This window comes from Vibrio sp. 10N.286.46.A8 (assembly GCF_041470165.1).
GTDB lineage: Bacteria > Pseudomonadota > Gammaproteobacteria > Enterobacterales > Vibrionaceae > Vibrio > Vibrio tasmaniensis_A.
Genome location: NZ_JBFRLX010000244.1, coordinates 1 through 11407, shown reverse-complemented (window position 1 = coordinate 11407; position 11407 = coordinate 1). Strand labels below are relative to the sequence as shown.

Annotated in this window: 10 protein-coding genes; 9 read left to right on the top strand and 1 reads right to left on the bottom strand. The window is 45.1% G+C overall.

All coding sequences use genetic code 11. The annotated features are described in order from the left end of the window. Positions 1-334 precede the first annotated feature (334 nt). From AB4232_RS20270 to AB4232_RS20235, 8 genes are all read left to right on the top strand, one after another. Complete coding sequence (locus AB4232_RS20270; RefSeq protein ID WP_102332696.1) at positions 335-772, top strand: nuclear transport factor 2 family protein; 438 nt, start codon at positions 335-337, stop codon at positions 770-772. A 48-nt stretch (positions 773-820) separates the two neighbouring features. Then, positions 821-2287, top strand: a complete 1467-nt coding sequence (locus AB4232_RS20265; protein WP_054541837.1) for an FAD-binding oxidoreductase — start codon at positions 821-823, stop codon at positions 2285-2287. Positions 2288-2404: 117 nt separating this feature from the next. Further along, on the top strand, positions 2405-3406 hold the full coding sequence (locus AB4232_RS20260) for a TRAP transporter substrate-binding protein (protein WP_017077365.1): 1002 nt from the start codon (positions 2405-2407) through the stop codon (positions 3404-3406). 164 nt (positions 3407-3570) lie between these two features. After that, the gene (locus tag AB4232_RS20255; RefSeq protein WP_004731905.1) at positions 3571-4113 is read left to right on the top strand and encodes a TRAP transporter small permease; all 543 of its coding nucleotides are present in this window, start codon (positions 3571-3573) and stop codon (positions 4111-4113) included. Positions 4114-4150: 37 nt separating this feature from the next. Continuing rightward, positions 4151-5491, top strand: a complete 1341-nt coding sequence (locus tag AB4232_RS20250) for a TRAP transporter large permease (protein WP_004731904.1) — start codon at positions 4151-4153, stop codon at positions 5489-5491. A gap of 11 nt (positions 5492-5502) precedes the next feature. After that, positions 5503-6423, top strand: coding sequence for a cache domain-containing protein (locus tag AB4232_RS20245; protein WP_054545772.1), 921 nt, complete (start codon positions 5503-5505; stop codon positions 6421-6423). 236 nt (positions 6424-6659) lie between these two features. Continuing rightward, on the top strand, positions 6660-7232 hold the full coding sequence (locus AB4232_RS20240) for a malate synthase (RefSeq protein WP_017094519.1): 573 nt from the start codon (positions 6660-6662) through the stop codon (positions 7230-7232). Positions 7233-7729: 497 nt separating this feature from the next. Further along, positions 7730-9337 carry a BCCT family transporter gene (locus AB4232_RS20235; RefSeq protein ID WP_372087870.1) on the top strand — a complete coding sequence of 536 codons (1608 nt, stop codon included), beginning with the start codon at positions 7730-7732 and terminating at the stop codon, positions 9335-9337. A 253-nt stretch (positions 9338-9590) separates the two neighbouring features. On the opposite strand, the gene AB4232_RS20230 is transcribed toward AB4232_RS20235, so the two are convergent. Beyond that, positions 9591-10517, bottom strand: a complete 927-nt coding sequence (locus AB4232_RS20230) for a M14 family metallocarboxypeptidase (protein ID WP_372087869.1) — start codon at positions 10515-10517, stop codon at positions 9591-9593. Between the two features lie 174 nt (positions 10518-10691). Between AB4232_RS20230 and AB4232_RS20225 the strand changes: the two genes are divergently transcribed. Then, a partial coding sequence (locus AB4232_RS20225; protein WP_372087868.1) for a DUF808 domain-containing protein occupies positions 10692-11407 on the top strand: 716 nt, incomplete at its 3' end.

Below are 11407 nucleotides of genomic sequence, written 5' to 3'. Positions count from 1 at the left end.
AGTTAATACTCATGATCGCCAGCTTGAGCAGTATGGCAGAAAGTACCATCAAGATTTTGACTTCGACTAAAGTCTAATATTTCTAATTATTTTATTTAGACCTCGTATAAATCTAGTGAGTGACTGTGTAAATAAAATTAGAACACTAATTAATTTATAAAAAGATGAAATCTGTGAGCTTAAAGATTGTTTATAAAGTAACTCGAAGTTAGAGTGGCGAAGCTTGTTATCAAGTTGTTAAATTTCACAGATCTAGTTTAAACACTCTAATAAAAAAGTGGCGCAAAGCTACTGAAATTTAAACCAATAACGAAAACATAAAGGATTCTGGAATATGAATATGCAAACCAATGCAGCGACATTCGTGCTGGAAAACCAAGTCGACACCGCCTTTTTACAGTCTTTTAGTGATGCATGGAATAACCATGATATTGAAGCGCTAATGTCGTTTATGACTGAAGACTGTGTCTTCCACACCGTGGCAGGAGAAGGCGTACTTGGAAACACTATCGAAGGGTACGAAGCCGTTCGCAATAGCTTTGAATTGGTTTGGCAGAACTTTCCAGATGCAGCCTGGAGCGACCCTGTCCATTTTGTGTGTGGTGACCGCGCAGTAAGCGAATCAACGTTCTCTGCGACTAACCCTGATGGCACCGTCATCGAAGCTCGTATGGTTGATGTGTTTACCCTGAAAGAGGGGAAAATCAGCGTAAAAAATGCCTTCCGTAAAACACGACCTCTTTTGACTCCCAGCAATACTCCCAAGAGCTAGACACGAAACCAAAATCAGTCCACGTGTTATGACTAGGAGAGTCGAATTATGAGTTTAGTAATGGAACAACCGGCAGCCGATGTGCCGCCAAAGGTGACAAGCACCCAAGCACAAGAAAGTACCCAAGCAAAAGAAAGATACGACCCAAAATACGATCCACTTAAAGATAAAAGCCCAGGTCACGGCAAGGAATACGCCCCGACTTATTGGGTAGATACCGCAGGCGCGCCACCTGAAGATGATGGCCCAATTACATCGGATATGGATGTCGATGTGGCGATAATCGGTTCAGGCTACACAGGCCTAAGCACCGCAATACACCTTGCTGAAATGTACGGCATTAAAGCGACTGTGATTGAAGCTAACCGTTTGAGTTGGGGCTGCAGTACCCGAAATGGTGGTCAGGCTCAGTGTGCGTCAGGACGTTTGAAGCGCTCTCAGTGGATTGAACGTTGGGGGCTCGAAACCGCGCTAAAAATGCACCGCGAATGCGTCGATGGTATGAACACCTTTAAGTCTCTGATCAAAGACATTGATTGTGACCCACAGCCGGGCGGCCACTTATACGTTGCCCATCGTCCCAAAGTGATGGCAACACTTGAAAAAGAAGCCAAGTTGCTGCGTGACACGTTCGATTACGATGCGCAGATCTTAGATGCGGAAACCGTAAAACGTGATTACGTTGGTGATCAAGAAGCGGCAGGCGCAATGCACGAACCAGAAGGCATTGGCATCCATGCAGGGAAACTGGCGTTTGGTTATCTAAGAAAGGCGAGAGCACTCGGCGTAAAAGTTCACCCAGCAAGCCCTGTGATGGGTTGGGAAACACGCAACGGTGTGCACTACTTAAAAACACCAGGTGGTGTGGTTAAGGCTCGCTCTGTCGGTGTTTGTACCGGTGGTTACACCAGTCAAGGTTTGCATTCAGAGCTTAAGAATCGCCTATTACCTGTACTTTCTAACTCGATGGTGACACGTCCGTTAACTCAAGACGAAATCGCCGCGTGTAACTTCAAAACCAATCAGGTGATTACTGATACCAGAATCCTACGTCATTACTACCGTTTGTTACCCGATAACCGAGTGCAGATCGGTACACGCAGTGCCATCAGTGGCAAGAATGCGCCTGAAAAGAAATACGAAGACATGTTGAGAGCGGATTTAACCCGAAAATTCCCTTCTCTCGATCAGATCAAAATCGATTATTCATGGTGGGGTTGGGTGGATGTTAGCCACGACATGATGCCAAGAATCTATCAGCCGAATCCAAAGCAATCCATATTCTACGCACTAGGGTATGGCGGCAATGGTGTGATGTACTCCGCTCAAGCAGGCAAGCGCCTTGCCCAGTGGATCGCAGGTGAAGGTCATAAGCTTGACTTGCCAATATTTGAATCAAAACTTCCGTTCCCCAACGTGAGGGAAGTGGTGGAATCTGAGATGTTTGCACCATTTCGAAGAGTAGGGCAACAGTTCCTTTATCAGTGGTATTCGTTAAAGGATGAAGTGCTTTAGCTACTCGAACATTGTTTCCAAAATAGGGAAATAGAACTACGACCAGGAAAGTTGTACCAGGTCACCTTGTGAGCAAAGTACAGGCAGGACGTCTGTATGATATTAAAGGTTAAGACTATGAAATTGATTAAAAATAAAATTATTGCTGGCGTCACAATTGTAGCAACAGCGATGCTATCTCATACCGCGGCAGCAGCAAATTTTAAAATGGCTATCGGCGATGCTGCTGGTGGTACGCAGTGGGAATTAGCGACATCATTTTCTGAATTGATGGAGCAAAAAACAGACGGTAAAGTCAAAATCGACCTGTTCCCGAATGGTCAATTGGGCAATGAGCAAGACACCGTGAACGACGCGGCAATCGGCCTTCTCGACTTCTCTGTATTGGCGATCAACAACGTGACGCCTTTCTCTCCAACGGTTGGTCTATTGACCATGCCTTACGTCATTCAAAGTGCAGAAGAAGCGGTGCTATTAACTCAAGGCCAAGTGGGTCAAGACCTTGTCGATAACACCATCCGTGATGCAGGTGTTCGCATCGTAGGTTGGGCTTATTCTGGTTTTAGGGTTCTAACCAACTCTAAAAAATCAGTGGCTTCGCCAGCAGACCTAAAAGGGTTAGTGATTCGCGTCCCTCGTAACGAAATCATGATTGCTTCGTACCAAGCATGGGGTGTAAACCCAACACCAATGGCATGGTCAGAAACCTTTACTGGATTGCAACAAGGTGTGGTTGATGGTCAAGACAACCCATACATCACTGTTCATGCGATGAAATTCAATGAAGTACAAAAGTACGTAACAAACCTGCGTTACATCTTCTCACTTGAGCCGTTAATCGTCAGTGAAACGGTCTTCCAACAACAGACACCTGAGATGCAAAAGATCATTCTTGAAGCGGGTCAGGAAGCAACAGAACACAGCTTTGCTTATCTAGAGAATACTGAAAACAAGATCCGTGAAGAGCTACAAGCAAAAGGCATGGTATTCACAGACCCAGCAGACAATGAGAAAGAGTGGATCAGCAAGGTAACGAAATCAGTTTGGCCTAAGTTCTATTCAAGCATTGGTGGCAAAGACAAGCTAGACGACGTTCTTGAGTTACTAGGTAGAAAGTAACGATTAGATACGCCCTATCTGCTGTTCTCCGCTACTTAATCACCTAGCGATAGAACAGTGAGATAGGGCATTTACATGGCTTTACTCGTTGATCTGTTTAGTACCTGATCTGCTCAGTACCGCGAGCGACTGGTTGTCATGTGGAAATCAACATTGGAGGTTATATGTCAGTCGCTAAAACTATAAAAAAGCATCTTAACAACATCGAGGAATATACCTGTTGTCTGTTGCTAGCAAGCTTTGTCTTATTACTGTTCACACAAATCCTTACTCGTCAGCTTTTCGATTACTCCATACCTTGGGGTGATGAAGTTGCGACTTACATGTTCGTTTGGTTTGCCTATCTAGGCGCCGTTGTGGCGGCCAAAATGTCGGCACATAACCGAGTCAGTTTTCACTTCAAGTTCTTCCCACCGATTGTTCAGACCGTCTGTGAAACCATCGCTGACTTTTTATGGTTGCTGTTCAACGGTTACTTTGTCTATCTCAGTTACGATTTCGTGTTCAACAAAATGAACCTGTTCTGGAAATCTCAAACCACAGGCATCCCAATGAAGTACTTCTATATGATTTTGCCTATCGCGTTTTCGTTGATGATGATTCGAATTATCTGGAACAACTACGAGCGTTTGTTTAAAGGCGCTAAGAACGAAGATCCAGAAGTCAAAGAACTGCGAAAAATGACGGCACAAAAGTCATCACAGTAGTCGTCACAGAGAATAGCCGTAATAGAGAGATGTAATAATGGAATCCTATTTAACTCTAATTTTATTTGGTGGCTTCTTAACCCTGTTAATTCTGGGTGCACCAATCACAGTATCACTGGCCGGCGCTTCAATGGCGGCCTATATGTTGCTCGACAAAAATCCCATCGCTTTAGTACAAATCGCGTTTACTTCGGTGGGTAACTTCCCATTAATGGCGCTGCCGGCCTTTGTTCTTGCTGGCGCATTAATGGAGGCGGCGGGTATCTCCAAACGGTTGGTGGATATAGCCGAGAGTTTAGCCGGGCCTGTGACGGGTGGCCTTGGCGCTGCAACGGTAATGGCGTGTCTTTTCTTTGGAGCTATATCAGGTTCAGGCCCAGCCACGACCGCTGCGGTTGGTATGTTGATGGTACCAGCAATGGTTAAGCGAGATTACGATAAGAGCTACGCCTCTGCGGTGACTGCCGCTTCAGGGGGATTGGGTATCATTATCCCGCCATCCATTCCGCTAGTTATTTTTGGTATCTCCGCAATGGGATTGATGGCACCGCCAGAGGCCATTGCTCAACACGGACAGTTTGCCTCTTTATCTATTCCAAAACTGTTTGTTGCTGGGGTTGTGCCGGGTTTCATTATGGCGTCGACGCTAGTGGTCACTAACTATTTTATTGCTAAACGTGAAGGTTACAAAGGGCTGACCGAAAACTGGTCATTTGGCGAAGTAAGACACTCTTTACGTCGTGGTATTTGGTCGATACTGGCTCCGTTTTTGATTCTCGGAGGCATCTACAGCGGCATGTTCACACCAACAGAGTCGGCGGTTGTGGCGATCTTCTATTCACTGTTTGTCGGGGTGTTTATTCACCGAGAGTTATCGTTCAAAAGCACGATTAAATCATTGTCGACAACGACATGGATCACCGGACGTGTGTTGCTGATTCTATTCGCGGCAACGGTATTTGGTCGCTTGTTAATAGAACAAAAAATTCCAGTTGTGGTGGCGGAGTCACTGTTAGGGTTCACTGACAACATGTACATGGTGTGGGCACTGACTATTGTGTTACTGCTTTTCGTTGGCATGTTCATGGAAACGTTAGCCGCGATCATGATTATCGTACCGGTCTTGCTGCCAATTATGTACATGCTCGGCGCGGATCCTACTCACGTTGGTATTGTGGTGGTATGTACGCTCTCGATAGGATTTGCTACGCCGCCACTCGGTGAAAATATCTTTGTCGCCTCGGGGATAGGCGGAGCCACGGTCGAACAGATCACCGCGAAGATCCATCCCTTTGTGCTTGCATCCGTCATTGGCGTTTTCGTTATCGCTTTCTTCCCGCAAATTACGCTTTGGCTACCGTCCTTAGTGGGCTATTAGGAGAAGTCACTATGAATATATCAAGAATTATCCTTATTGGTTGTGCCGTATTTGCAGTGATCAGTGGCATTGGACTACGTGCCGAACATTCAGAAACAGCAAAAGAAAACGAGCCAGTTAATGTGCTCGATATTTCAGAGCCACATGTGGTCAGCGATGCTGAAAGAAGAGCCAAAACCCTGCTTGCTAAAGCGGTTGTCCATGTACAAAAGGATGGCGATGAGAGTGTCAAAGACTTCATGAGTGATGCCGAATATATAGACGGTGAGCTCTATGTGTTTGCTCTTGGTATTGATGGCCAATTCCTTGCCAGTGGAGGCTCTTCAATGGTGTTGGTGGGCGACAGTGTTTTGGATACTCAAGACGTTTACGGTAATCCCTTTTTCCGTGAAATGATCACTAAGGCTGTGCACAACGGGTTTGGCGAAGTTCAGTACCATTGGACTAATCCGACTGACCGCATGGGCGAGCCTAAAACCACTTTCTTTGAACGTGTGGGTGACGTGATTGTTGCCGTGGGGTATTACCCAGAACGCTCTAGTGCAACAGAAGCTAAGCGATTATTGGCGAGAGCGATGGCCGCGATAGTGGAATCAGAGCAGGACAGTCTCGCCGAGTTCAATGATACCGAAGGCAGCTTTGTTGAGGGAGACTTGTATGTGTTCGTGATGGATATGAGCTCTGGAAAGCTGCTCGCGCACGGTGTATCCCCTGAGCTTGTTGGGCGTTCACACAACGAAATCCTAAGCCCTGACGATAAGCCAATTCTCACTGAGATGTTAAACCTAGCGAAAGAAAATGGCCGAGGCGTTTATACCTATCAATGGTTAAACCCGCTGTCGAGCAAAGTGGAAACCAAGCACACTTACTATCGAGTGATCGACAATAAGCTGGTTGGTGTTGGTTATTACACAAATTCAAACAACACGTAAAAGTGTTTCTACTGAGCCCTCAACCCAGTTAGATAAAGGGCTAGGGGCTCAAAATACCGGTTTGTGTAAAAAAGCAATTTAGTAAAATTAACACTGTGAAATTTTTGTTGTGAAATTGTTTCTAAAATACAAGTAGTATGAAATACATGGAAGCAACACAGTAAAGAACAATTTTGAAAAGGGTCAATCAGGATTTTTGACCTACATGAAATTCAAAGCCGCAAGAGGGAAAGACTATGAATATGCTGACACTAGACAAAACAGAACTTCACAGAAACCATTCAACATTTATTGCTGAAGCTGTCTTTGCCGTAGAAATGGTGAAAGCAGACAAGCAGCTCGAAAAACAAAAAATGGCGAAACAGTTGCTTGATACTCTATTTCCTCTTGAGGCAGGTTCACACGAAGACGCAGTGAGCTATGAGATTGACTACCGACATGTTCAGGTTTACTTCAAAAATGGCGAACATACTGGCCTAAAACGAGCGAAGCATTTTGTTGCTTTCACTGGCGATAAGTCTAAGCCTTCAGCAATCCTATTTCGTGATGAAAGCGGTACACACGTTGAAGTGACAATCGGTGCTCGTAAAGGCACCGGCTACTTGGAATTGGTTGATATTCAAGATATCCAGCTAGAGACATGCACCACGTTTGGCCAAACTGAGGCGAGCCGTTCTTCTGGCATCCGTCACTGGGTGAGCTTAGTGAAAGGCGATGAAAGCGGTCGACCGAACGCTTCAAGTGAAGATAAAGAGTTCACGGCAAAAAATGGCGAAGACTATAACCTAGGTTTTTGCTTCGCGATTTGATGTACTGCCTTTGAAATGTGCAGTCTCTGTGGCGAGAAGCGTAGCAAGACGTAGCACTGACATTTGAATACTGATTTCTCTTTTACCTTTGGTAATTTCCCCGCCCCTATAGCGGGGCTTTTTTGTTAGAGCTATAAATAAATTAGGCTGTTGTTGATTTTATCTTTAGAAAGTTTGAATGAGATTTTACAGTGCGTTATTTTTATTTAAAGTGCTGTATTTAAACGTTTTTATTTGTTTATTTTATTCTGTTTTTATTGGCTTAACTATCACTATTGACGGTGGTTTGGGTGACTATTGAGCTAAAACTCAGTCAAAATGCTTTGAGCTGTGCTATAATCCGCGCCTTGGGATTGAGCCAATAAGTCCATTTGTCACCAATCATTGTGATTTTTATCGCCTTTTTATTTAGGTGGTGCGGCGAGCCAATCAAGTAGTAATTGGATATGGAGAGCGTCCTTATATTCGTTAATTCGGATATGCGAACATCATAATTTATGAGTTTTAAATCAAAAAAATACAGTATTGATTCTACTGACTATCAAGTTGGTCAAGACAACGTCAGTAAATGGGGCATGGATGTCCATAACACAGTCTTCGTAGCCTCAGTAGGCTTATCTCTTCTCTTCATCATCACTCTTCTTGCTCTTCCTCCTGCAGATGCTAAAGCTGCTATTGATTCTATCAAGGGTGCTGTTTTATCAAAGTTTGACTTCCTCTTTATGTGGGGAGCTAACATCATGCTAGCGTTTGCCGTTGTTCTCGCGTTTTCACCTTTGGGTAAAATTCGTCTAGGTGGCGAAGACGCGACGGCGGATTACTCCATGTCATCTTGGATAGCAATGCTATTCGCAGCGGGTATGGGTATAGGACTTATTTTTTGGGGTGTTGCAGAGCCAACCGCGTTCTTCACGAACTGGTTCGGAACGCCACTCGGTGCAGAACCTTTTACAGAAGCAGGCCGTGAACTCGCTCTTGGCGCGACACTGTTCCACTGGGGTTTTCATGCATGGGCTATCTATGGCATGACGGCGCTTTGTCTAGCGTACTTTGTTTACAACAAAGGCTTACCGCTATCAATGCGTTCTGTGTTTTACCCAATACTGGGTGAACGAGTTTGGGGTAAAACAGGTGATGTGATCGACGTACTAACGGTACTGGTTACTCTGTTTGGCCTTGCGACTTCATTAGGCCTAGGTGGTACGCAGGCAGCAAGTGGTATTAGCCACGTGTTTGGCTTGGAAAACAACATCTACCTTCAGCAATCTATTATCGTTTTGATTATGGGCTTGGCTATCATCTCTGTTATGCGTGGCATGGACGGTGGTGTTAAGTTCCTAAGTAACCTGAACATGGTTATTGCGTTCGTATTCCTTGGTCTTATCGCTGTTCTGAACTTCACAACCGTGCTTGATTCTGTGGCAACGGCGGTGACGGGTTATGCGAATAACATCGTAGCGTTGAGCCAAAGCTCTGGTCGTGAAGACACAACATGGCTGCATGGCTGGACTGTGTTCTACTGGGCATGGTGGGTTGCGTATGCACCTTTCTTCGGCATGTTTGTAGCGCGTATTTCTAAAGGCCGTACGGTTCGTGAGTTTTTACTTTGCGTACTGATTATCCCAACATTGGTAACGTCGGCTTGGATGGCTATCTTCGGTGGCGTGGCTATCGAGCAGGTGATTAATCATGTAGGGCAACTTGGCCTTGACCAAGGCATCACAGACGTATCTCTAAGCTTGTTCTACATGCTAGATGCATACTCGTTCGGTAGTATTCTGTCAGTTCTCGCAGTCGCGCTGATCATTGTGTTCTTCGTTACAACGCTAGACTCAGGCTCTATCGTTATCGATGGCATGACAGCGGGTGGTAAGCTTGAAGTTCCAGTGAAGCAAAAAGTGGTTTGGGCGGTTATCTCAGGCGCTATTGCAATGGTGATGCTGTGGATTGGTGGTACTCAATCTATCCAAGCCCTGCAATCGATCACGATCATTGCTGCATTGCCGTTTACGATCATTCTTCTGATTGGTTGTTTCAGCTTGTTGAAAGGTCTACTGACTGAAGTAGATAAAGCACAAGAAAATGTTAGCGAAACCGCTAAATAAAGTAATTAAGTATGGGGAGTAGATAGTTCGCTAATTACTCCTTATTCAGCGTTATTTCAAAGCTCTCTTGTACTGTGTGCAAGGGCGCTTTTTTATGCCCAAGAAGAAATCAAAGACAAGTAGAAAAGACAAAAAAAGAGCCATAAGTGAATCGTCACTTGTGGCTCTTTCTTAGTTTTAGGGATTAGCTTCAGGAGACTAGTTATTAGGGAACTCGCTATTAAGTGCTTGGTGCGAGGTCTTAAGTAGTCGCTTAAGCGTTTAATTCGTGTTGGATTACGTAATCCAAAGCACCGACTACCGCGGCAACTTGAGCGTCATTACACTCTTCATCTGTTACTTTATCGCTGTCTGGGTAAACCTCAGTGGTTGTGCCGTACTTACAATCAGTCACGCCACCACACAAGCCTAGCTTCTTCATTGGGTAGTTGATCACGCCATGTTGGGTAACTTCAGAACCAATGATCTTGCCGTCTGTATCTGCTGGTGCAATGTGGGTCACTTTTTCGACCGAAGCAATAACCGCTGCTTGGAATTCAGGTTGTGGGTTTTCAGTATCACCAACCGTGTAGAAACCGTCTGGGATCATGCCTTCGATGTACTCAATGCCATCACGAGCAGCAAGTGCCGGGCGGAATTCAGTTTCATCAGAATCTGTCGTCTCATGCAGATCAACGTGAACCAATACTTCTGGCAAAGAGGCCACTAAAGCTCGTAGGTTTGCTGATTCTTCTGCTGGCGTACCGTCGTAGAAAGAGCGGTTTGGATCAACAGCATTTGGATTCCAGCGGTTGATCACTTCGTAACCCCAAGGGCTCACACAAGGTGCAACAACAATGTTGAAGTGTGCTGAGTACTGTTCTGCTTGAGTTGCGGCGAACTTGATCGCGCCGTGCACACCACTGGTTTCGTAACCGTGAACACCACCCGTTACAAGGATCGTCGGTTTTGATTCATCCCAGTTTTTGCTCTTGATTGCAAAAAGCGGGAAGCGAGCTTCGTCGTAACTCAGTGCACCGTATTGTTCGATGTCGAAGCGGTCTGCGAGTGCTTGGATTTTTGGCACAACTTCTTGTTGATATTCACGCTTAACCGTTCTTTGAGCGAACCATGCTTCACGTTCTGCTTGTTGCCATTTTTTTCCAGGCTCACCGATTGGGTAGGAGTATTCACTTTTCATCTATACTTCTTCTTTTATGTTCGTGAAAGATGAAGACAGACTAGTCCTGTCTAGCTGAGACGGCAATAGAAAACACAACTTGTGACTCTATTTTTTACAGACTCATAACTTTGATGAGTGGATTGATGGTGTTACATTTTATCAATTGTTTAATCCCTTAAAAGAGACCATAAAATGGCTGGAGCAAGTTTATTAACGCTACTGGATGACATTGCAACCGTGCTGGATGATGTCGCACTGATGTCTAAGGTCGCAGCGAAAAAAACCGCTGGTGTGTTGGGGGATGATTTAGCGCTGAACGCTCAGCAGGTATCCGGTGTTTCTGCTGAACGAGAGATCCCTGTGGTATGGGCGGTTGCCAAAGGCTCATTTAAAAACAAGCTGATTTTAGTGCCCACGGCATTATTGATCAGTGCCTTCATTCCTTGGCTGATCATGCCTTTGCTTTTGATTGGTGGTCTGTTTCTTTGTTTTGAAGGGGCTGAGAAAATCTTAGAGAAGTTGTTTCCTCATTCTCATCAAGATGATGAAAAGGGGGAGGACACAAGTACTGGTGAATCCATAGAAGAATATGAGAAGAGAAAGGTCGCAGGCGCGATTCGTACTGATTTCATATTATCTGCGGAAATCATCGTGATAGCTCTGGGTACCGTGACGGGTACAAGTATCGTCACTCAGATTCTTGTCGTGAGTTTGATTGCAGTTGTGATGACGATTGGTGTTTATGGCTTAGTTGCTGGGATCGTGAAGTTGGACGATTTAGGTTTCTATCTCCAGCGAACATCGAATGGGAGTACCATTAAAACTCAATTGGGTAACGGGCTAGTCGCGTTTGCGCCCAAGTTAATGAAGACGCTTGCTGTGGTCGGTACTGCGGCGATGTTCTTGGT

Bases quoted from the DNA above. Each gene is read 5' to 3' on its own strand.
- AB4232_RS20260 (WP_017077365.1), top strand. From the start codon at position 2,405: ATGAAATTGATTAAAAATAAAATTATTGCTGGCGTCACAATTGTAGCA.
- AB4232_RS20230 (WP_372087869.1), bottom strand. From the start codon at position 10,517: ATGAAAAGTGAATACTCCTACCCAATCGGTGAGCCTGGAAAAAAATGG.
- AB4232_RS20255 (WP_004731905.1), top strand. From the start codon at position 3,571: ATGTCAGTCGCTAAAACTATAAAAAAGCATCTTAACAACATCGAGGAA.
- AB4232_RS20265 (WP_054541837.1), top strand. From the start codon at position 821: ATGAGTTTAGTAATGGAACAACCGGCAGCCGATGTGCCGCCAAAGGTG.
- AB4232_RS20270 (WP_102332696.1), top strand. From the start codon at position 335: ATGAATATGCAAACCAATGCAGCGACATTCGTGCTGGAAAACCAAGTC.
- AB4232_RS20245 (WP_054545772.1), top strand. From the start codon at position 5,503: ATGAATATATCAAGAATTATCCTTATTGGTTGTGCCGTATTTGCAGTG.
- AB4232_RS20250 (WP_004731904.1), top strand. From the start codon at position 4,151: ATGGAATCCTATTTAACTCTAATTTTATTTGGTGGCTTCTTAACCCTG.
- AB4232_RS20240 (WP_017094519.1), top strand. From the start codon at position 6,660: ATGAATATGCTGACACTAGACAAAACAGAACTTCACAGAAACCATTCA.
- AB4232_RS20235 (WP_372087870.1), top strand. From the start codon at position 7,730: ATGAGTTTTAAATCAAAAAAATACAGTATTGATTCTACTGACTATCAA.